20 protein-coding genes are annotated in these 20103 nt (G+C 70.5%); 5 read left to right on the top strand and 15 right to left on the bottom strand.

Annotated elements, in window-relative coordinates:
- Positions 1 to 28: 28 nt before the first annotated feature.
- The 4 genes from BM290_RS29800 (at position 29) to BM290_RS29785 (ending at position 3845) form a co-directional block, all read left to right on the top strand.
- Positions 29 to 658, top strand: coding sequence for a TetR/AcrR family transcriptional regulator (locus BM290_RS29800; RefSeq protein ID WP_093619217.1), 630 nt, complete (start codon positions 29 to 31; stop codon positions 656 to 658).
- A complete protein-coding gene (locus BM290_RS29795) occupies positions 655 to 2064 on the top strand; it encodes an aldehyde dehydrogenase family protein (RefSeq protein WP_093619216.1) in 1410 nt (469 codons plus the stop codon). Before BM290_RS29800 ends, BM290_RS29795 begins: the two co-directional genes overlap by 4 nt.
- Complete coding sequence (locus tag BM290_RS29790) at positions 2061 to 3149, top strand: alcohol dehydrogenase catalytic domain-containing protein (RefSeq protein ID WP_093619215.1); 1089 nt, start codon at positions 2061 to 2063, stop codon at positions 3147 to 3149. Before BM290_RS29795 ends, BM290_RS29790 begins: the two co-directional genes overlap by 4 nt.
- A 153-nt stretch (positions 3150 to 3302) precedes the next feature.
- Positions 3303 to 3845: a DUF6886 family protein gene (locus tag BM290_RS29785; RefSeq protein WP_093619214.1), complete on the top strand. Its 543-nt coding sequence runs from the start codon at positions 3303 to 3305 to the stop codon at positions 3843 to 3845.
- Between the two features lie 36 nt (positions 3846 to 3881).
- On the opposite strand, the gene BM290_RS29780 is transcribed toward BM290_RS29785, so the two are convergent.
- The 12 genes from BM290_RS29780 to BM290_RS29725 form a co-directional block, all read right to left on the bottom strand.
- Positions 3882 to 4475, bottom strand: coding sequence for a TetR/AcrR family transcriptional regulator (locus BM290_RS29780; protein ID WP_093619213.1), 594 nt, complete (start codon positions 4473 to 4475; stop codon positions 3882 to 3884).
- Entirely contained in the window at positions 4472 to 5671 is a 1200-nt protein-coding gene (locus tag BM290_RS29775; RefSeq protein ID WP_093619212.1) for an acyl-CoA dehydrogenase family protein, read from the bottom strand. The genes BM290_RS29780 and BM290_RS29775 overlap by 4 nt, the downstream gene beginning before the upstream one ends.
- On the bottom strand, positions 5671 to 6651 hold the full coding sequence (locus BM290_RS29770) for a phosphotransferase family protein (protein WP_177319955.1): 981 nt from the start codon (positions 6649 to 6651) through the stop codon (positions 5671 to 5673). The genes BM290_RS29775 and BM290_RS29770 overlap by 1 nt, the downstream gene beginning before the upstream one ends.
- The gene (locus BM290_RS29765) at positions 6648 to 7418 is read right to left on the bottom strand and encodes an SDR family oxidoreductase (protein WP_093619362.1); all 771 of its coding nucleotides are present in this window, start codon (positions 7416 to 7418) and stop codon (positions 6648 to 6650) included. Before BM290_RS29765 ends, BM290_RS29770 begins: the two co-directional genes overlap by 4 nt.
- Before the next feature lie 11 nt (positions 7419 to 7429).
- Complete coding sequence (locus tag BM290_RS29760; RefSeq protein WP_093619211.1) at positions 7430 to 8176, bottom strand: SDR family oxidoreductase; 747 nt, start codon at positions 8174 to 8176, stop codon at positions 7430 to 7432.
- 44 nt (positions 8177 to 8220) lie between these two features.
- Positions 8221 to 9492 carry an ABC transporter substrate-binding protein gene (locus BM290_RS29755; protein ID WP_093619210.1) on the bottom strand — a complete coding sequence of 424 codons (1272 nt, stop codon included), beginning with the start codon at positions 9490 to 9492 and terminating at the stop codon, positions 8221 to 8223.
- Positions 9489 to 10514 carry a branched-chain amino acid ABC transporter permease gene (locus BM290_RS29750; RefSeq protein WP_093619209.1) on the bottom strand — a complete coding sequence of 342 codons (1026 nt, stop codon included), beginning with the start codon at positions 10512 to 10514 and terminating at the stop codon, positions 9489 to 9491. The genes BM290_RS29755 and BM290_RS29750 overlap by 4 nt, the downstream gene beginning before the upstream one ends.
- Positions 10511 to 11389, bottom strand: a complete 879-nt coding sequence (locus tag BM290_RS29745; RefSeq protein ID WP_093619208.1) for a branched-chain amino acid ABC transporter permease — start codon at positions 11387 to 11389, stop codon at positions 10511 to 10513. Before BM290_RS29745 ends, BM290_RS29750 begins: the two co-directional genes overlap by 4 nt.
- Positions 11390 to 11428: 39 nt before the next feature.
- Positions 11429 to 12148, bottom strand: coding sequence for an ABC transporter ATP-binding protein (locus tag BM290_RS29740; protein WP_093619207.1), 720 nt, complete (start codon positions 12146 to 12148; stop codon positions 11429 to 11431).
- Positions 12149 to 12391: 243 nt separating this feature from the next.
- On the bottom strand, positions 12392 to 13099 hold the full coding sequence (locus BM290_RS29735) for an ABC transporter ATP-binding protein (RefSeq protein WP_093619206.1): 708 nt from the start codon (positions 13097 to 13099) through the stop codon (positions 12392 to 12394).
- A gap of 127 nt (positions 13100 to 13226) precedes the next feature.
- A complete protein-coding gene (locus tag BM290_RS29730) occupies positions 13227 to 13862 on the bottom strand; it encodes an alpha-ketoglutarate-dependent dioxygenase AlkB (protein ID WP_093619205.1) in 636 nt (211 codons plus the stop codon).
- A gap of 9 nt (positions 13863 to 13871) precedes the next feature.
- Complete coding sequence (locus BM290_RS29725; RefSeq protein ID WP_093619204.1) at positions 13872 to 15437, bottom strand: MFS transporter; 1566 nt, start codon at positions 15435 to 15437, stop codon at positions 13872 to 13874.
- 89 nt (positions 15438 to 15526) lie between these two features.
- Between BM290_RS29725 and BM290_RS29720 the strand changes: the two genes are divergently transcribed.
- Positions 15527 to 16285 carry a TetR/AcrR family transcriptional regulator gene (locus BM290_RS29720; protein WP_093619203.1) on the top strand — a complete coding sequence of 253 codons (759 nt, stop codon included), beginning with the start codon at positions 15527 to 15529 and terminating at the stop codon, positions 16283 to 16285.
- A gap of 156 nt (positions 16286 to 16441) precedes the next feature.
- On the opposite strand, the gene BM290_RS29715 is transcribed toward BM290_RS29720, so the two are convergent.
- The 3 genes from BM290_RS29715 to BM290_RS29705 all read right to left on the bottom strand — a co-directional run bounded on the left by BM290_RS29715 (position 16442) and on the right by BM290_RS29705 (position 20091).
- Positions 16442 to 17017 carry a GNAT family N-acetyltransferase gene (locus tag BM290_RS29715; RefSeq protein ID WP_093619361.1) on the bottom strand — a complete coding sequence of 192 codons (576 nt, stop codon included), beginning with the start codon at positions 17015 to 17017 and terminating at the stop codon, positions 16442 to 16444.
- 195 nt (positions 17018 to 17212) lie between these two features.
- Complete coding sequence (locus BM290_RS29710; protein WP_093619202.1) at positions 17213 to 18238, bottom strand: succinate dehydrogenase/fumarate reductase iron-sulfur subunit; 1026 nt, start codon at positions 18236 to 18238, stop codon at positions 17213 to 17215.
- Positions 18196 to 20091: a fumarate reductase/succinate dehydrogenase flavoprotein subunit gene (locus BM290_RS29705; protein WP_093619201.1), complete on the bottom strand. Its 1896-nt coding sequence runs from the start codon at positions 20089 to 20091 to the stop codon at positions 18196 to 18198. The genes BM290_RS29710 and BM290_RS29705 overlap by 43 nt, the downstream gene beginning before the upstream one ends.
- Positions 20092 to 20103: the final 12 nt, after the last annotated feature.

Below are 20103 nucleotides of genomic sequence, written 5' to 3'. Positions count from 1 at the left end.
GATTTCGTCTTTCTTCAGGAGTTCTCGTATGGCCCGCCCCCGGCAAGCCCTCCTCACCCGGGAGCGCATCGTCGAGGCGGCCGCCGCGCTCATCGACGCGGAAGGGATCGACGCCTGCTCGATGCGGCGCCTCGCCACCGAGCTGGGGGTGCAGGGGCCGTCGCTCTACAACCACTTCGCCACCAAGGCGGAGATCGTCGATGCGGTCGCCGAGGCCGTCGTCGCGCAGGTCGACATCTCGGTGTTCCGGGGCAACGACTGGCGCGAAGGGCTGCGGCTGTGGGCGAAGTCGTACCACGCCGTGCTCGCCGCCCACCCGAACGTCGTCCCGGTGCTGGCCACCGGGCCCGGCCGCCGTCCCGCCGGGCTGGCCATGGCCGAGGCCGTCTACGGCGCGCTGATCGAGGCCGGCTGGTCGCGGGCACGGGCCACCCACATCGGCGCGCTGATGCGATACCTGATCACCGGCTCCGCGCTCGGCTCGTTCGCCCTCGGCTTCGAGGCCGACCCGGAGCTGTACGACCGCTTTCCGCACCTGCACCGGGCCCACGAGCTCGCCGCGCACCGCGCCGCCGTCGACGAGGGCGCGTTCGAGCTCGGGCTCGACCTGCTGATCAACAGCCTTTCCGACCGTTACGACCAGGGGGTACGCCGATGACGTCGGTCTTCCGTGATGAGCACTGGATCGGTGGCGCGTACGTGCCGTCCGCGTCCGCAGAGCGCATCGGAGTCGAGAACCCGTACACCGAGGAGGTCTTCGGGCACGTGCCGGCCGGCACACCCGAGGACGTGGACCTCGCCGTCTCCGCCGCCCGCGCCGCCTTCGACGGCTGGGCCTCCGCGTCGCCCGCCGAACGCGGCGCCGCCCTCACCCGGCTGCACCGGGCGCTGGCCGCCCGCGCCGACGAGATCGCCCGGATCGTCGGCCTCGAACTCGGCACCCCCCTCAAGATCGCCAAGGCGGTCCAGGCGGGCCTGCCGCTGACCGTCCTCGCGGGGTACGCGGAACTCGCGGCCCAGCCCGCGCACGAGGAGACGATCGGGAACTCGCTGGTCGTGCACGAGCCGATCGGCGTGGTCGGCGCGATCACCCCGTGGAACTACCCGCTGCACCAGGTCGTCGCCAAGGTCGGCGCGGCCCTCGCCGCCGGGTGCACCGTGGTCCTCAAGCCGAGCGAGCTGACCCCGCTCACCGCGTACCTGCTGGCCGACGCGTTCGCCGAGGCCGACCTGCCGCCCGGCGTGTTCAACCTGGTCACCGGCACCGGACCGGCCGTCGGCTCGGCCATCGCCGGGCACCCCGGCGTCGACATGGTGTCGTTCACCGGCTCCACCCGGACCGGCGCGGCGATCAGCCACGCCGCCGCCGACCGGATCGCCAAGGTGTCGCTCGAGCTCGGCGGCAAGTCCGCCAACGTCATCCTGGACGACGCCGACGTGGTCAAGGCGGTCAAGGTCGGCGTCGGCAACGCGTTCCTCAACAGCGGCCAGACGTGTACGGCGTGGACCCGCATGCTGGTCCACCGCGCCCACTACGACGAGGCAGTCGAACTGGCCGCCAAGACCGCCTCCGGGTACACCCTCGGCGACCCGTTCGACGCGGCCACCCGCCTCGGGCCGCTCGCCTCGGCCGCCCAGAAGGAGCGGGTCCGCGGCTTCATCGACCGCGCCACGGCCCGCCTCGTCGCCGGCGGCCTCGACGCGCCCGTCCCCGGCCAGGGGCACTTCGTGGCGCCGACCGTCTTCGCCGACGTCGACCCGGACAGCGAGATCGCCCAGGAGGAGATCTTCGGGCCGGTGCTGTCGATCATCCCGTTCGACGACGACGACGAGGCCGTGGCGATCGCCAACAACTCGAAGTACGGCCTGGCCGGCGCGGTCTGGGGCTCCGACGCACGGGCGGTCGCGGTGGCCCGGCGGCTGCGCACCGGCGCCGTCGACGTCAACGGCGGCTCGTTCAACCCGTTCGCCCCGTTCGGCGGGTACAAGCAGTCAGGTATCGGCCGTGAGCTCGGCGCCTACGGGTTGACCGAGTTCCAGCAGGTGAAGGCGATCCAGCGATGACCCACTACATGACCGGGCTCGTCGTCCGGGAAGCCGGCGTCGCCGCCGAACTCGTCGAGCTGCGGCTGCCCGAGATCGGGCCCGGCCAGGTGAGGGTACGGGTCCGGGCGGCCGGCGTCTGCCACTCCGATCTGTCCATGGTGAACGGCACGCTCCGGCCGCCGCACCCGCTGATCCTCGGACACGAGGCGGCCGGCGAGGTCGTCGAGGTCGGCGAGCACGTGACGCGGGCGGCCGTCGGCGACCACGTGGTGCTGAACTGGCAGCCGGCCTGCCGGACCTGCTGGTTCTGCGAACACGGCGAACCGTGGCTGTGCAGCACCTCGCACGGGGTCGCCGCCCTGTCCAACGGCATCACCCTCGACGACGCGCCGGTCCACGTGACCCTCGGTGTGGGGGCGTTCGCCGAACAGGTGGTGGTCCCGGAGAACGCGGTCATTCCCGTACCCTCCGAGCTAGGTTTTGATCTTGCCGCTCTGCTCGGGTGTGCGGTCCTGACCGGGACCGGCGCGGTGCGCAACACCGCCCGGGTGGCGCCCGGCGAATCGGTCGTGGTCATCGGCCTCGGCGGGGTCGGCCTGTCGGTCGTCACCGCGGCCCGGGCCGCCGGCGCCGCACAGGTCATCGCGGTCGACGTCACCGAAGCCAAGAAGGGGCTCGCCGAGGCGGCCGGGGCCACCGACTTCGTGGTCTCGTCGGACAACCTGTCGAAGGACATCCGCGCCCGCACCGACCGGCGCGGCGCCGACCACGCCATCGAATGCGTCGGCCGGGCCGCCACGATCCGGGCCGCCTGGCGGGCCACCCGCTCCGGCGGTCAGGTCACCGTGGTCGGCATGGGCGCGGCCGACGACATGGTCCAGCTGAGCGCCCTGGACATCTTCTCGTCGGCGCGCACCCTGCGAGCGTCGGTCTACGGCCAGGCCGACACCGACCTGGAGATCCCGGCCCTGGCCCGCGACGTCCTCGACGGCAGGCTCCGACTCGACCACCTGATCACCGACCGCATCGGGCTGGCGGAGGTGCCCGGCGCTTTCGACCGCATGTCCCGCGGCGAGGGCGCCCGCTCCGTCGCCATCCTCTGACGACAAGCGCCGCGGCCCGTGACGGCGCCGGGAGCCGGCTTCGGGCGCCGGCCCGTGACGGGGGCGGGAGCCGGCTTCGGGCGCCGGCCCGTGACGGGGCCGGGAGCCGGCTTCGGGCGCGCGGGCCGGGCCGCGGTGCGATAGGAAGAGCGGATGCGTCCGGAGCCCGGTCAGGTCCTGCATTTCTCCGAAGATCCGACGATCACGCGGTTCGTGCCGCACGTGGCGGCGACCGCCCATCAACCGGAACCCTACGTCTGGGCGGTCGACCACGATCGCGCGCCGGACTACTGGTTCCCGCGGCAGTGCCCGCGCGCTCTCGCCTGGGTGCGGCCCGGCGTCACCACCGACGAGGACCGCGACCGGATCATCGGCGCGGGCTGCGGCGACCGGGTCCACGCGATCGAATACGCCTGGTGGGAGGCGATGAGAACCACCACGCTGTACGCGTACCGCCTCCCCGCCGGACAGTTCCGCCGGTTCGGGGAGACGGAGTCGCACGCCCACGTGGCCACCGAGCCGGTCGAGCCGCTCGGCCCGCCGGAGCCGGTCGGTGACCTGATCGCCTGGCACGCCGCCGCCGGCATCCAGCTTCGTCTGCTCGACAACCTGTGGCCCTTCTGGGATCAGGTCATCACCAGCACGATCGGCTTCAGCGGCATCCGTCTCCGCAACGCCGCACCCCGCCCGGCATAGCACCCGTCCCTTTCCGGGCGCCCTCCGAAACGGGCGTCAGCGGGCCGCGGACGGGTTGATCAGGGCTGTCACCACGCGGGCCAGCGCCGCGCGGGCGCTCTCCACCGGCAGGCCCATGGCGTCACGCCACGTCGCCCACGTCGGCCAGAGGCTGGCCGCGGTCAGCGCGTTGAGCAGTTCCTCGTCACTGCCGATCTCGCTCGGGAAGGTGGAGGTCAGCTCGTCGCGTACCCGCGCGGTGTGCAGTTTGCGGTAACGCTGCAACCCGGCCGAGAACGGCTCCTTCAGTGCCGAGGCCCGCGCCGCGGGCCCGATCTCCTCCAGCAGGCGGGCCCGCTGATGGCAGAACGCCTCGATCCGCTCGGCCAGCGGCAGATCCGCCGGAATCGGCCGGTACGAAGCGTCGCGCTGCTCGAGGACCCGCTGGCCGCTGGCCGCCATCAGCGCTTCCATGTCGGCGAAGTGGCTCCACAGGGCACGCAGGGAGACGCCGGCCAGCTTGGCCACCCGATCGGCGGTGGGGCGCATGTCCCCCTCGCTGATCAGCTGGAGATGCGCGTCGATGATGGCGTTGCGGGTCCGCTCGGACCGCGCGGTACGCCCGTCGACGCGCGTGGTGGGGTTGGTCACGAACCACTCCGGTAACGCTTGAGCTCACGGTGGGCCAGGGAACGCTTGTGCACCTCGTCCGGCCCGTCGGCGAGTCGCAGCATACGGGCGCTGGCGAACAGCCCGGCGAGCGGGAAGTCCTGCCCGAGCCCGGCCGCGCCGTGCGTCTGGATCGCCTTGTCGACGATCCACTCCACGGCCGACGGCACCACGATCTTGATGGCCTGGATCTCGGTGTGCGCGCCCCGGTTGCCGACCGTGTCCATCAGCCAGGCGGCCTTGAGCACCAGCAGCCGGGCCTGCTCGATCCGGACCCGGGACTCGGCGATCCAGTCCTGGATGACGCCCTGCTCGGCGAGCGGCTTGCCGAACGGGGTGCGTACCAGCGCCCGCGTGCACATCAGCTCCAGGGCGCGCTCGGCCATGCCGATCAGCCGCATGCAGTGGTGGATACGGCCCGGGCCGAGCCGTGCCTGGGAGATGGCGAAGCCGCCGCCCTCCTCGCCGATCAGGTTGGTGGCCGGCACCCGCACGTTCTCGAAGATCACCTCGGCGTGGCCACCGTGGTCGCCGTCCGTGTAGCCGAGCACTGTCATGCCCCGCTTGACGGTCACGCCCGGCGTGTCCCGCGGCACCAGGATCTGGCTCTGCTGGAGGTGCCGTGGCGCGTCGACGTCGGTCTTGCCCATCACGATGAAGATCTTGCAGTTCGGGTTCATCGCGCCGGTGATGTAGAACTTGTGCCCGTTGATGACGTAGTCGTCGCCGTCCCGGTCGATCCGGGTGCCGATGTTGGTGGCGTCCGACGAGGCGACCTGCGGCTCGGTCATCGCGAAGGCGGACCGGATCTCACCGGCCAGCAGCGGCTTGAGCCACCGCTCCTTCTGCTCGTCGGTGCCGAAGTCGGCCAGCACCTCCATGTTGCCGGTGTCCGGAGCGGCGCAGTTCAGCGCGGGCGGGGCGACCGCCGGGCTCCGGCCGGTGATCTCGGCGAGCGGCGCGTACTGCAGGTTGGTGAGGCCCGCGCCGTGCTCGCCGGGGAGGAAGAGGTTCCACAGGCCGGCCTCCTTGGCGGCCGCCTTCAGGCCCTCCAGGGCGGCCGGAGGTCCCCAGCCGTCGCTGTGGAACGTGGCCTCGGCCGGATAGACGTGCTCGTCCATGAAGGCGAGCAGCCGCTTGCGGTAGTCCTCGGTCCTCGCGTCGTACTCGAAGTCCATCAGTGTCCTTCCAGCGCTCGGTGGCCCTGCTCGACCAGGGCGGGGACCATGGCTCCCACGGTGTCGAAGCCGGGGCCGACCGTCTGACCCTTGGTGTAACGGAAGTGCACGCCCTCGAGGATGACGGCGAGCTTGAACGCGGCGAAGCCGACGTACCAGTGCAGGTCGCTGACGTCGCGCTCGCTGCGCTCGGCGTAGCGGGCGGCGATCTCGTCGAGCGTGGGATGCCCGGGGATGTCGATCGGCGCGAACGGCCGGCCGTCGCGCTCCAGCAGCGGCCGCCCGGCGTAGATCTGCATCAGGGCCAGGTCGCTGAGCGGGTCGCCCAGCGTGGACATCTCCCAGTCGAGCACCGCGTTGACCGTCAGCTCGTCGCTGACCAGCACGTTGTCCAGGCGGAAGTCGCCGTGTACGACAGCTCCGGGGCCCCCGGCCGGGATGTCGGTGGCCAGCCGGGCGTGCAGCTCGTCGATGCCGGACAGCTCGCGGCTGCGGGACGCGTCGAGCTGCTGTTTCCAGCGGCGGACCTGCCGGGCGTTGAAGCCCTCCGGCTTGCCGAAGTCAGCGAGCCCGATCGCCGCCGGGTCCAGCGAGTGCAGGTCGGCGAGCGTGTCGACCAGGGTGAACGTCAGCGCCCGGAAGTCGACCTTCTCGATCAGCGCGGCGTCCCGGTAGATGGTGCCGTCGACGTGCTCCATCAGGTAGAACGGCGCCCCGATGACGTCGGTGTCGGTGCAGAGCCGCACCGGCCGGGGCACCGGGAACCCGGCCCTGGAGAGCGCGTCGAGGACCCGGTGCTCGCGGACCATGTCGTGGGCGGTGGGCAGCACGTGGCCCAGCGGGGGCCGGCGCAGCACCCAGCGGTTGACGCCGTCGGTGACCGCGTAGGTGAGGTTCGACTTCCCGCCCGCGAACATCGTCCCGGAAAGCGGCGGGCTGTCCAGATAGGCCTGGAGTCGCTCCAGGTCAAGGCCCTTCACCGGGACTCGAATCCGCGCTGGAGTTTGTTCATGCCTCCCAGCCAACGATCCGGATCGCTCGCACGCAAGCGGTAGTAGTCCTCGACTTCCGGATGCGGAAGGATCAGGAACCCGGTGCCGTCCAGCGAGTCGGCGACCACGTCGGCCACCGCCGACGGGGCCAGCGCGCCCTCGGCGAGCAGGGAGGCCGCGCCGCTGCCCCGGTCGTTGCCACGGGTCAGCATGTCGGTGCGCACGCCCTGCGGGCAGAGCGCCTGGACGATCAGACCCCGATGGGCGTACGTGGCACGCAGCCACTCCGCATAGGCCAGGGCCGCGTGCTTCGTCACCGAGTAGGTCGCGCTGCCAAGCAGGGTCAGCAGCCCGGCCGCGCTCACGGTGATCAGCAGCCGTTTCGGCTCGCCGCCGTCCAGCCAGCGCGGCAGCAGCGCCCGGCTCACATAGACGTGCGACATCACGTTGACCCCGAAGTCGCGCTGCCACCGGGCGTCCGGCGTCGTCTCGTCCCCGGCCGACAGCACTCCCGCGTTGGAGCAGAACAGGTCGATCCCGCCCAGCTCGCCCCAGGCCGTGTCGACGAGCCGCTGCACGTCCTGCTCGCCGGCCGCGTCACCGGGAACCGCGATCCCGCCGATCTCGCCGGCGACGGCGTGCGCCGCCTCCGCGTCGAGGTCGTTGACCACCACCCTGGCGCCGTCGGCGGCGAACCGCCGGGCCAGGGCCGCACCGATCCCACCGCCGGCGCCGGTCACCACGACGCGCTTCACCGATCCGTTGGTCACTGGACGGCTCCGGTCAGGGTGAGGCCACCGTCGATCACGATCGTCTGCCCGGTGATCCAGGAGGCGTCCGGTGAGCAGAGGAACGCCACGGTGCCGGCCACGTCATCGGTGTTCCCGAGCCGCTGGAGCGGATACGTGGCCGCCACCTCCGCCTCCCGCCCCTCGTAGAGGGCGGAGGCGAACCGCGTCTTCACGACCGCGGGCGCGACCGCGTTGACCCGGATCCTCGGGGCCAACTCGACCGCCAGCTCCTCGGTGAGGTGGATGAGGGCGGCCTTGGTGGTGCCGTAGAAGGCGATCCCCGGCGCCGGGCGGACACCGGAGACCGACGAGATGTTGACGACCGAGCCACCCGACTCGGCGAGGCCGCCACGCAGCGCCTCCTGGATCCAGCCGAGCGTGCCGATCAGGTTGACCTCGGCCATCTTGCGGGCGGCGTTGAGGTCCAGGGTGGCCAGCGGCCCGTACGCCGGATTGATCCCGATGTTGTTGATCAGCGTGGTGACCGGCCCGAACCGCTCGCGCACCGCGTCGACCACCGCCGCCCGGTGCGCCGGGTCGTCGCCCTTGCCGGCCACGCCGAGCGCCACCTCGGGGCCGCCGAGCTCCTTCACGGCGGCCTCGAGAGCGTCGGCGTCGCGGCCGGTGACGGCGACTCTCGCCCCCTGGGCGACGAAGCGTTGCGCGATGGCGAACCCGATTCCCCGGCTTGCTCCGGTCACGATTGCTACCTGGTCGGCCATCGCTCAACCTCCTGAGTCGTGTTTTTGCAGTCTGGGTGCAGATATTACGCGGCGGGCACGCCGTTCTGTGGCGGTGTCACGGCCTGGCCCTGGTACGCGGTGACCGGGCCCTCGGCGTCGTCGGTGGTGTACGGCGTGCCGAAGAACACCGCCTTACCTCCCTCGACCTTGGTGAGCTGGGCTCCGCCGTACCCCGAGTGGTCCGTGGCCGAGAAACGCAGCGGAATCAGGCCGGGACCCTGGAAACCGTTCTTGGTGACGGCTTCGAGCAGCTTGTCACGGGTCACGTCCTTGCCGGCCGCCTGGAGCGCCTGCACGAACAGATATCCGACCGACATGCCGTACACGATGTTGTTGTCGAACTCGGCGTTGCCGTTGTGCTCCGCGTTGATCTTCTTGAACAGCTGGATCCACGGGTTCGCGTCGTCGGTGTTCAGTGGCAGGTAGTTGGTCGCCACCACGCCTTCGAGCAGGGGAGCGCCGGCCCCGAGCGCCTTGCCGACGGTGGTCGGGTCGGCGCCCACGTTGCTGACGACGAACTGCGGTTTGAACGCAATCTTCGCAGCGGTGCCGATCGACAGGGCAGTGAAACCGGGCACAGTCGCGAGCACGACCACCTCACAGCCGGCCGCCTTGAGCGCGCCCATCTGCGGCCCGACGTTCGGGTTGCTGGTCACGTAGCTCTCCTTGGCCGCGACCGGGCCGAGAACCTTCTGCACGCCCTCCAGGCTGTCGCGCCCGAAGTCGTCGTCCTGGCCGAGGAAGCAGGTCTTCTTCCCGGCCAGGTTCTCCTTGATGTAGGTGCCCAGGATCTTGCCCTCGACCGTGTAGTCCGGGTTGAAGCCGAACGTCCCCGGATACTTGTCGGCCTGGTTCCAGCTGCGGCTGCCGCTGGCCACGAAGAGGTCCGGCACCCGGTTGGTCTTGAGGAAGTCGAGAACGCCGGTGTGGGTGGGCGTGCCGAGGCCGTTGAGGACCGCGAAGACCTTGTCCTGCAGCACCAGCTCACGTACCACGGTCTGGGTGTTCGCCGGGTTGTAGCCGTCGTCCTTGATCTTGTAGGTGATCTTCCGGCCGTGCACGCCGCCGTTCGCGTTGACGTAGTCGAAGTAGGCCTTGGTGGCCGGCGCGATCTTCGAGTACCCGCCGGCGGCCGGACCGGTCAGCGGCATGTGCGTGCCGACCACGATCTCGGTGTCGGTCACCCCCGGCACGTTCGCGCTGCCCCCCGAGCCGCTGCCGCCACCGCCGTCGTTCGTGCAGCCGGCTGTCGCCAGCAGCACGACGGACAGGGCCGCCGTTGCCATGCGTTTCATCGGTTCCTCCTGATCAGGCGTGAAATTCGAGATGGAATGGATGCGAGGCCGCCCGGGGCGGCGAGCATGACGACGACGAGCACGACACCGAAGACGATCAGCGCGAGGTTGCCCTCCAGCCGCTGGGAACCGGTCTGCTCACCGACGGACTGGGACAGTGCGGGCAACACCACCAGCAGCAGCGCGCCCCACAGCGCCCCGAAGAGGCTCCCCAGCCCGCCGATCACGATCGCCATCAGCAGGAACAGGGAGAGCGTCAATGGGAAGGCGCCCGGGGACACGCTCTGCGCGAGGTAGGCGAACAGGGCGCCGGCGACGCCCGCGCAGGCGGCGCTCACCACGAAGGCCAGCACCTGGGTACGCGCGATGTTGATCCCGGCCAGCTTGGCCGCGGTCTCGTCGTCCCGGACCGCGCGCAGGTCTCGCCCGAACCGGCCGCGCACCAGCAGCGCCAGCAGCAGCACCACGACCAGCGCCGCGGCCCAGCACAGCCAGGCCTGCCACTGCTCCATCGGATACTGCTCGGGCGGCGGCTCCAGGAACACCGACAGCCCCTGATCACTGTTGAACGTCTCGTCGAACGTGCTGGTCACCGACGGGACGACGATCGCCACGGCGAGGGTCAGGCCGGCCAGGTAGGGGCCGCGCAGCCGGGCCGCGGCCAGGCCGATCACCGCGCCCACGCCCGTCGTCACGAGCACCGCGAGGGCGAAACTCAGCGGCAGGCTCTCCCACCTGTTCTGCGCCAGGGCCAGCGTGTAGGCGCCGGTCGCCATCAGCGCGCCGTGCCCCAGCGACAACTGCCCGTTCAGTCCGGTCAGGACGGTCAGCCCCGCGGTCACGCAGAAGTAGGCGCCCACCGTGGCCAGCTGATAGTTGCGGAACGGCGGCAACACGTAGGTCAGCGCGACGACCAGCACCGCGCCGAGCGCGATCACGATCACCGGATGCACACGCCGGCGGCGCTTCGCCCCGGGTGGCGCCTTCGTCGCCGTCTCCGGCCGGCTCTCGATCGTGGTCATGCCACCCTCGCTTTCGAGCTGGAGAACAGTCCGCCCGGCCGGCCGAGCAGGACGACGACGAGCAGGGCGAGAACCGCCATCGGGGCGACGGTGACATCGATGTAGCCGCTGACGTACGACAGCAGGACGCCGACGATCAGGCCGCCCACGACCGCGCCGATCGGACTGTCCAGGCCGCCCACGACGGCCGCCGCGAACGCCGACACGAACACCACGTCCATCGCCGTCGGGTGCACGCCCAGCTCGGTCGGGACGACGAGGATCCCGGCGAGCGAGCCCACCGCCGCCGCCAGCGCCCAGCCGAGCGTCAGCATGCCGCCCACCGAGACGCCGAGCAGACGCGACACGTCCGGCGCGAAGGCGGCCGCACGCATCCGGAGCCCGATCGCGGTACGGGTGAAGAGCAGCGTGAGCGCGATGACGACGGAGCCCACCGCCGCGATGACGAACAGGTCGTATCGCGACAGCATTGCCACCCCGCCGACCTCGAACGCGTCCCGGCTGAACGGCGTCGAGAACGGCAGGAACTCGTTGCCGTAGACGATGCCGAGCACGCCCTGCAGGATGAGGACCAGTCCGAGCGCGACCACCACCCCGTTGAGGGGCGACGAGTGGTCCACGAACCGCATCACCACCCGCTCGACGGTGACGCCCAGCGCCAGCCCGGCCAGCAGCGCCGCCGCGAACCCCAGCCAGTACGACCCGGTGGCGTTAGTGACCGAGTACGCGACGTACACCGCGGACACCGCCATCGCGCCCTGTGCGAAGTTGACGATCCGGGCCGCCCGCCAGATCAGCACCAGGGCCAGCGCGAACGCGGCGTAGACCAGTCCGCGGCTGAGCCCGTCGAAGGTCAGATAGATGAACTCGCTCATGCCGTCACCCCGGCCCGTCGCCTGTTAGATGCGCTCATGTCAGAACCCCAGGTAGGCGTGACGGAGGTCGGCGTCGTCGCGCAGCACCGACGCCCTGTTGCGCACCACCACCCGGCCCAGCGCCAGCACGACGCCCTCGTCAGCGATGGAGAGCGCGCTGCGCACGTTCTGCTCGACCAGCAGAACCGCCAGCCCGGTACGCGCCCGCAGGTCACGAAGCAGAGTCATGATGTGCCGGGTCACCTTCGGAGCGAGACCCAGCGACGGCTCGTCGAGCAGCAGCAACCGCGGCCGCCCGATCAGCGCCCGGCCCAGCGCGAGCATCTGCCGCTCCCCGCCGGACAGCTGGTGCCCGGCGAAGGTCCGGCGCTGCGCCAGTGACGGGAACAGGTCGTACACCTCGTCGAGCGCCACTCTCGCGTCGGCCCGATCACGCCGCCACAGGCCGCCGAGCCGCAGGTTCTCGTCGACGGTGAGCTCGGTGACGACCCCGCGGCCCTCGGGGACGTGCGCGATGCCGCGCCGCACCAGATGCTCCACTTTGGTGCCGGCCAGGTCGTCACCGTCCAGCAGGACCCGGCCGTGAGTGCATTTGACCAGCCCGGAGAGGGTACGCAGCAGGGTCGTCTTGCCGGCGCCGTTCGCCCCGAGCACGGCGACGATCTCGCCCGGCTGGACGGTGAGGTCCACCTCGTGCAGGACGGGGGCCGCGCCGTACCCGGCGGTGAGACCCTCCACCTGCAACAACGCGCCGCTCATCGGCTGCTACCGCCGGTCGGCGGGGTACGCGTGATCATCGGCGCTCCTCCTTCGGGGCCGCTCGTAGATGTGTTTCGGTCACGCCTTCGGACATGTCCTCCGGCTGCCTTGCTTCCGGCTGTTCCCGGGTATGCCGACGAGAGCCGGGAGGTGACCGGCTTTCCGGATATGCGAAGTCAGAGGCCGGTCAGGCCCCCGTCGATGTGGGTGGTGCCGAGAGAAGTGGTGCGAGAGGGATCGAAGTCAGGCCGCCGCGCCGAGATAGGCCTCGGTGACCTTGGGATCGGCGCTGATCTCCTCCGGTGAGCCGAGCGCGATCGGCTTGCCGAAGTCGAGGACCAGGATCTCGTCGCAGACCGACATCACCAGGTCCATGTGGTGCTCGACCAGCAGCACCGTGGTGCCGGTCGCCTTGATCAGCGCGCCGAGCCAGGCGATCTCGTCGGCGTCCAGGCCACCGGCCGGCTCGTCGAGCATCAGGATGCGTGGCTTCGCCACCAGGGCGCGGGCCAGCTCGATGCGTTTACGGATCGCGTAGGGCAGCGCGCCCGGATAGGCGCTCGCATAACGGTCGACGCCGCACCGCTCCAGAGCGGCCAGCGCCTCGGACTCGGCGTGGCGGTGACGGGCGCCGACCATCACGTTCTCCAGCACTGTCATGCCGGCGAACTGGCCGACCCCCTGAAGGGTCCGGGCGATGCCCAGACGGCTCAGGTGGTGTGGGCGGGGCCGCCAAGGGCGTCCGTCCAGAGTGAGCGACCCGGAGGTCGGCTGCACGAAACCACAGATGACGTTGAAAAGGGTGGTCTTGCCCGCGCCGTTCGGCCCGATGACGCCGACGATCCGCCCCGGCGCCACACGCAGGGACACGTTGTCGAGAGCGGTCAGGCCGCCGAAGCGGACCGAGATGTCGTGGAGCGCAAGCTCCTTGAGCTGGGAATCTGTTGACATGGCCGCCTCGCCGGACCGGTGGAAGTCCTGTAAGGGAGATGGAGCATCAACTATTTACACTTGGAGTGTAACTTTCTCGGCGGACTCGTCAACCACTTGCCGTGCCCGCGTTACCTCGAAGCTCTGATCAGGCCACTCCGGCCGGCCGGAACTGCACGCTGACCCGTGGTCCGACCGGTTTCGCCGTCTTGGGCACCGCGTGCTCCCAGGTGCGCTGACAGGAGCCGCCCATCACGATCAGATCGCCGTGCCCGAGTGGGAACCGGAGCGTCTCGTGGCCGCCCGCCCGTGGTCGCAGCACCAGGTTGCGTGGCGATCCGAACGACACGATGGCGACCATGGTGTCCTCGGTGGCGGACCGCCCCAGGGTGTCGCCGTGCCAGGCCACGCTGTCACGGCCGTCGCGGTAGAGGCACATGCCCGCGGTCACGAACTCCTCGCCCAGCTCCTCGGCGTAGTGCCGGTTGAGCTCGGCTCGCGCCGCCGTCAGCGCGGGATGTGGCAGATGCTCCCGCGGGCCGAACCACCGCAGGAGCCGGGGGACGTCGACGACGTCGTCATACATCTTGCGCCGCTCGGCTCGCCAGTCGATGCCGAGCAGCGTCTCGAAGACGGCATCCGACCCGTGCAGCCACCCTGGCAGCACGTCGACCCAGGCGCCGGCGGTGAGCCGATGCCGTGTGAGGCGGCCGGTCAACGACGCGACCGCCTCAGCCGGCCCGGACATCAGGTCGAACATCGAAGGCTGGTAGGCGCTGGTCATGGCGCCATGTTAGTACGGGCGTTCGATTCCGGCCGATGCTGTCTCCGGATCTGTGGACAACGGTTCCGCCGTTTCCGCTTCTGTGGACAACGGGCCGGCCGCTGCCGGATCCGTGGCAGGCTTCGGGCGCAACACCGCGGCGGCCAGCACCGCCGCGGCGATCCCACCCACCACGCCGACCAGAGAGGTGACCGCGATGGCGTCGACGAAAGCGGACCGCGCCGCGTCTGCCAGCCCCGCGTCCCCGGTCGCGGCCGCGACCCCCAGCGCGTCCCCGAGCGAGTCACGCGCCGGCCCGGCCGTGCCCGGCGGCATCGCCGCGCGGTAGGCCGTGGTCAGGATGCTGCCGAGCACCGCCACGCTGAGCGCGGCACCGACCTGCTGCACCGTGTCGTTGACCGCCGACCCGACGCCGGCCCGCTCCGGCGGGAGCGCGCCGAGCAGTGTGCCCACCGCTGCCGGGGACGCCACACCGCTGCCCATGCCGATGAGCACCAGGGCGGTCGCCAGCGTGAGATAGCCGTCCGAATAGTCGAGGGAGGCGAGCCCCGCGAAACCACCCGTCACCAGCAGCAGGCCAGCCGTCAGCGCCACCCGCGCGCCGAACCGCTTGTCCACCGCCACGCCGATGCCGTTGAACACCATCGTCGTCAGGAGCATCGGGATGAACGCCGCCCCCGCCTTGATCGGCTCGTATCCGAGAACGAACTGGAGGTACTGCGTGATCGCCAGCATCACCCCGCCGGCCGAGAACGAGAGCAGCACCAGGGACAGGCTCGCGCCCCGGAAATTGCGGTCGCGGAACAGCGACAGCGGCAGCATCGGCTGTTCGGCGCGACGCTCCCACAGGGCGAAACCGGCGAGCGCGATCACCCCGATCGCCGCCGCGCCACTGGTGCGCAACGACTCCCACCCGTGCTCCGGCGCCGAGATGACGCCCCAGATCAGAGCGGTCATGCCGATCGTGGACAGCAGCGCCCCGACGGTGTCCGGGCGAGAGGCCGGGCCCCGGGACTCCGGGATGATCAACAGCGCGGCCACGATGCCGAGCACCGCGATCGGGATGTTGAGCAGGAAGACCGAGCCCCACCAGAAGTGCTCCAGCAGCAGCCCGCCGAGCGCGGGGCCGCCGAGAGCGCCCAGCATCAGCACCGAGCTCCAGATGGCGATGGCCTTCTTGCGTTCGCCCTCGTCGAAGACGGTGGTGAGGATCGCGAGCGTGCCCGGCATCAGAAAGGCGCCGCCCAGCCCCATCAGGCCACGGACGGCGATCAGCTGGCCCGGGGTCTCGCAGATGGTGGCCAGCGCCGAGGCGCCACCGAAGACGGTCAGGCCGATGACGAGGCCCAGGCGGCGGCCATGCCGGTCGGAGAGGCTGCCCGCGGTGAGCAGCAGACCGCCGAAGACCAGGATGTACGCGTCGATGATCCACTGAATGTCGGCGGTGCTCGCGCCGAGATCCCGGATGAGCGCCGGGATCGCGATGTTGAGCACCATGTTGTCCACCATGACCACGAGCAGGCTCAGGCAGAGAACGCCAAGGATCAGCCAGCGCCGCGGATGACGGTCAGCCATCGAAAGTCCTCCCTCGTACAGTGTTCTGGATGGCTCGAACACCGTACCAGTGGACTCGAACAGTGTGCGAGCCCCTTTAAGATGACACCATGCCCGACTTCACCGACTCGGTGTGGACCCGCCCGGCCCGACCGCGTACCGGCCAGCCGACACTCAGCCGTGAGCAGATCGTCCGTGCGGCGATCGAGCTGCTCGACGCCGAGGGCACCGCCGGGCTGAGCATGCGCCGCCTCGGCGCCCGGCTCGGCTCCGGCGCCACCTCGCTCTACTGGCACGTCGCCACCAAGGACGACCTGCTGGAGCTGGCTGTCGACGAGGTGATGGGCGAGATCTACGTGCCCGAGGCCGGCGACGCGCCGTGGCGGGTCGGGGTGTCCGTGATGGCCGACGGCATGCGGGCCATGCTGCTACGGCATCCATGGGTGATCGGGCTGCTCGGCGTGCGGCCCACCATCGGTCCCAACGTGATGCGGATGAGCAACCGCAGCGTCGCCGTGCTCTCCGCGGCCGGGTTCACCGGACCCATCCTGTCGCACGTGCACTCCCTGGTGACCGCGCACGTGATCGGGGCTACCACCACCGAGGCCGCGGTGGGGGCCGCCGTTCACCGGTCCGGGCGGTCCGCTGCCGAGTTGCGCAAGAGCCTGGAGCCGTTCATGGAGAAGGCCGCCGGTGAGTATCCGGCGTATGCGCGCTGGCGGGAGGAGAGCGGCGTCGTCGAGATGGAGCCCGAGCGGGTCTGGGACCAGAGCTTCGCCTTCGGGCTGGAGCGCATCCTCGACGGGCTCGAGCTGTGGCTGGCCCGGAACGGAAGCCCGGCCACCGAGGACGGCGAGGCCGGAGCCTGACGTGAAACGGTCGGCGACGGGGCCGACGGGGCCGGCATCCGGGCCGAACGGTCGGACGATGAGGGCGCGGCCGGCGCGTGAGAGCGGTCGGTGCGGCGGCGAGGGCAGGGCTGACGTCGAGGGCCGAGGTCAGGCGGTGAAAAGCCAGTCGGTGGTCTACGGCTGGTCGGTGGACAAGCGGGCGTGGGAATGCATGTCGTGCCAGCCGTCGGCGTGCCGGGCCTCGCTGCGTTTGGTGCCTTCCAGGAGGTAACCGCACCGGGTGGCGACCCGGCAGGACGGTGTGTTCAACGTGGAGTGGGAGAGTTCGAGGCGGTGCAACCCGAGATCGGTGAACGCCCAGTCGGTCAGGGCGGTCAGGGCCCGTGGCGCCAGGCGGTGGCCGCGGGATTCCGGCAGGACCCAGTAGGAGATCTGGGCGAGGCCTTCGGCGAGGTCGATGTGGCGTAGGCCGATCTGGCCGGCGACCTTGCCGTCCTCGGTGACCGCCCAGCAGGCGTCGGTCTCGGCCTGCCAGCGTGACTGCCACTGGGCGATCCACTGGCGGGCTTCGGCGGTGGTCAGGCTCCGGCAGTGCCAGCGCTGGATCGCCGGGTCGGCGAATGCGGTCACCACCGACGCTACGTCCGTCTCCTGCCAGGGACGCAAGGCGAGCCGGTCGCCGTCGATCCCGGGCTGCGCCCGGGCGGAGAGGGCGCCGTCGGGCAGCGCGGGCGTCGTCAGAAGAGGCACCCCGCGACTGTAGGACAGCAGTGAGACCATTCGCGGACAGCGGCCCGGACGCGTGTGAGCGTTCGGGCCAGCGGCCATGCGCGACGCCCCAGCCCGGCGGCCGCGTTGCGGTCGGGAGTGGGCTGGGGCGTCGCGTGGTGGCCTACGGGACGGGGTGGTTCGGTGGGGCGATTACACCCGTACCGAAAAGGGATCCTATTTCCTGCCGGGGTCCGGATGGTTGTAGGTGACCTCTTCCGGCGGCAGGGGGAACGTGATGTCCTCGCCGAAGGGGGAGAGGCCGCCCTGCAGGGGCGCGACGAGTTCGGCGATGTCCATGTGACCGTCGGCGCCGACCGGCGCGCCCTCGGGCAGGCGGGCCCGTGAGCTGGGGACACCGCCGGACGTGCCGGCCACGCCGGGGGATGTGCTGGGCGCCATGTTGTCGTCGCTGAGCTGGTCGCGGCGGAGGATCTTGCGGCCCAGCCAGACCAGGGGGTCGTAGCGGCGGTCGACCACGCGTTCCTTCATCGGGATGATCGCGTTGTCAGTGATCTTGATGTGCTCGGGGCAGACCTCGGTGCAGCACTTGGTGATGTTGCAGAATCCGAGACCCTGACTGGCCTGCGCGTACTCCTTGCGGTCCGGCAGCGCGTCGAGCGGGTGCATGTCCAGCTCGGCGGCGCGGATGAAGAAGCGCGGGCCCGAGAAGGCGGGCTTGTTCTCGTCGTGGTCGCGGATCACGTGGCAGGTGTTCTGGCAGAGGAAGCACTCGATGCACTTGCGGAACTCCTGGCTGCGCTCCACGTCGACCTGCTGCATCCGGTACTCGCCGGGGGCGACGCCGTGCGGCGGGGCGAACGCGGGGGTCTGCCGTGCCTTCTCGTAGTTGAAGGAGACGTCGGTGACCAGGTCACGGATGATCGGGAAGGTCCGGATCGGAGTGATCGTGACGGTCTCGTTCTCCTCGAACGTCGACATCCGGGTCATGCACCCGAGCCGCGGCTTGCCGTTGATCTCCATCGAGCAGGAGCCGCACTTGCCGGCCTTGCAGTTCCACCGGCAGGCCAGGTCGGGCGCCTCGGTGGCCTGCAGCCGGTGGATGATGTCGAGGACCACCTCGCCCTCGTTCACCTCGACGTCGAAGTCGCGCAGGTCGCCGCCGGACGCGTCGCCGCGCCAGACACGGAAGTGGCGTTTCACACTGCCTCCAACTCGGCGAGTTCCTCTTCGGTCAGGTATTTGGCCAGCTCACTGCGCTCGAACAGGTCGAACAGCTCGTTGCGCATCCGCGGCACCGGCTTGCGTTCCAGGTGCACCTCACCCGACTCCTCCAGCGAGCAGACCAGGTTGACGCGCCGCCACTCGGGGCTCATCTTCGGGAAGTCCTCGCGGGTGTGACCGCCGCGCGACTCCTCCCGTTCGAGCGCCGCCTTGGCCGTGCACTCCGAGACGACGAGCATGTTGCGCAGGTCGATGGCCAGATGCCAGCCCGGGTTGTACCGCCGGCCGCCGCTCGCGCTCACGTTCGCGACGCGGACCCGCAGCTCCTGCAGCTTCTTCAGAGCGTCGGAGAGTTCGCCCTCGCGCCGGATGATGCCGACCAGGTCACCCATCACCGCCTGAAGATCCTGCTGCAGGGTGTACGGGTTCTCGCCCCCCTCCCGGACCAGAGGCCCGAGCGCCACCTCGGCGGCCGCGGCCACGTCGACCTTCGACGGCTTCGGCCGGGACCCGAGCGAGTCCACGTAGGCGGACGCGTGCTCCCCGGCCCGCTTGCCGAAGACCAGCAGGTCGGATAGGGAGTTGCCGCCCAGCCGGTTCGACCCGTGCATGCCGCCGGACACCTCGCCCGCCGCGAACAGCCCCTGCACCGTGCCGAGCGCCGCGCCGCTGTCCGGGTCGACCTCGATGCCGCCCATCACGTAGTGGCAGGTCGGCCCGACCTCCATCGGCTCCTTGGTGATGTCGACATCGGCCAGTTCTTTGAACTGGTGGTGCATCGACGGCAGCCGCCGGATGATCTGCTCGGCCGGCATCCGGGTCGACACGTCCAGGTAGACGCCGCCGGCCGGGCTGCCGCGCCCCGCCTTGACCTCGCTGTTGATCGCCCGGGCCACCTCGTCGCGGGGCAGCAGCTCAGGGGGGCGGCGGTTGTTGTCCGGGTCGGTGTACCAGCGGTCGGCCTCCTCCTCGGTCTCCGCATACTGCTTGCGGAAGACGTCGGGGACGTAGTCGAACATGAACCGCTTGCCCTCGGAGTTGCGCAGCACCCCGCCGTCACCGCGGACCGACTCGGTGACCAGGATCCCCTTCACACTCGGCGGCCAGACCATGCCGGTCGGGTGGAACTGCAGGAACTCCATGTTGATCAGCGTCGCCCCGGCGCGCAGGGCCAGCGCGTGACCGTCGCCGGTGTACTCCCACGAGTTCGAGGTGACCTTGTAGCTGCGGCCCACCCCGCCGGTCGCCAGCACCACGGCCGGCGCCTCGAAGAGGAGGAACTCGCCGGACTCCCGGTAGTAGCCGAACGCCCCGGCCACCCGGTCGCCGTCGAGCAGCAGCTCGGTGACGGTCGTCTCCTGGAACACCCGGATCCGCGAGTCGTAGCTGCCGGTCTCGGCGAAGTCCTCCTGCTGCAACGACACGATCTTCTGCTGCAGGGTCCGGATCAGCTCCAGCCCGGTACGGTCCCCTACGTGCGCCAGCCGCGGATACTCGTGGCCGCCGAAGTTGCGCTGCGAGATCTTGCCGTCCTTGGTCCGGTCGAAGAGCGCGCCGTACGTCTCCAGCTCCCAGATCCGCTCCGGGGCCTCCTTGGCGTGCAGCTCCGCCATCCGGAAGTTGTTCAGGAACTTGCCGCCCCGCATGGTGTCCCGAAAGTGCACCATCCAGTTGTCCTTGCTGTTCACGTTGCCCATCGCGGCCGCCGCGCCGCCCTCGGCCATCACCGTGTGCGCCTTGCCGAACAGCGACTTCGAAATGATCGCCGTCCGCTTGCCGGCCAGCCGGGCCTCGATCGCCGCGCGCAGGCCGGCGCCGCCGGCCCCGATCACGACGACGTCGTACAGGTGTCGTTCGATCCTCGTGCTCATCGACCCGTCTCC

Source organism: Actinoplanes philippinensis (assembly GCF_900113015.1).
Lineage (GTDB): Bacteria > Actinomycetota > Actinomycetes > Mycobacteriales > Micromonosporaceae > Actinoplanes > Actinoplanes philippinensis.
Note: the sequence above shows the minus strand (reverse complement) of the source record. Positions and strands in the feature narration are given on the sequence as shown.

Coding starts and splice junctions, on each gene's coding strand:
- BM290_RS29800 (WP_093619217.1), top strand. CDS start 29: ATGGCCCGCCCCCGGCAAGCCCTCCTCACCCGGGAGCGCATCGTCGAG.
- BM290_RS29795 (WP_093619216.1), top strand. CDS start 655: ATGACGTCGGTCTTCCGTGATGAGCACTGGATCGGTGGCGCGTACGTG.
- BM290_RS29790 (WP_093619215.1), top strand. CDS start 2,061: ATGACCCACTACATGACCGGGCTCGTCGTCCGGGAAGCCGGCGTCGCC.
- BM290_RS29785 (WP_093619214.1), top strand. CDS start 3,303: ATGCGTCCGGAGCCCGGTCAGGTCCTGCATTTCTCCGAAGATCCGACG.
- BM290_RS29775 (WP_093619212.1), bottom strand. CDS start 5,671: ATGGACTTCGAGTACGACGCGAGGACCGAGGACTACCGCAAGCGGCTG.
- BM290_RS29760 (WP_093619211.1), bottom strand. CDS start 8,176: ATGGCCGACCAGGTAGCAATCGTGACCGGAGCAAGCCGGGGAATCGGG.
- BM290_RS29755 (WP_093619210.1), bottom strand. CDS start 9,492: ATGAAACGCATGGCAACGGCGGCCCTGTCCGTCGTGCTGCTGGCGACA.
- BM290_RS29750 (WP_093619209.1), bottom strand. CDS start 10,514: ATGACCACGATCGAGAGCCGGCCGGAGACGGCGACGAAGGCGCCACCC.
- BM290_RS29745 (WP_093619208.1), bottom strand. CDS start 11,389: ATGAGCGAGTTCATCTATCTGACCTTCGACGGGCTCAGCCGCGGACTG.
- BM290_RS29740 (WP_093619207.1), bottom strand. CDS start 12,148: ATGAGCGGCGCGTTGTTGCAGGTGGAGGGTCTCACCGCCGGGTACGGC.
- BM290_RS29735 (WP_093619206.1), bottom strand. CDS start 13,099: ATGTCAACAGATTCCCAGCTCAAGGAGCTTGCGCTCCACGACATCTCG.
- BM290_RS29730 (WP_093619205.1), bottom strand. CDS start 13,862: ATGACCAGCGCCTACCAGCCTTCGATGTTCGACCTGATGTCCGGGCCG.
- BM290_RS29725 (WP_093619204.1), bottom strand. CDS start 15,437: ATGGCTGACCGTCATCCGCGGCGCTGGCTGATCCTTGGCGTTCTCTGC.
- BM290_RS29720 (WP_093619203.1), top strand. CDS start 15,527: ATGCCCGACTTCACCGACTCGGTGTGGACCCGCCCGGCCCGACCGCGT.
- BM290_RS29705 (WP_093619201.1), bottom strand. CDS start 20,091: ATGAGCACGAGGATCGAACGACACCTGTACGACGTCGTCGTGATCGGG.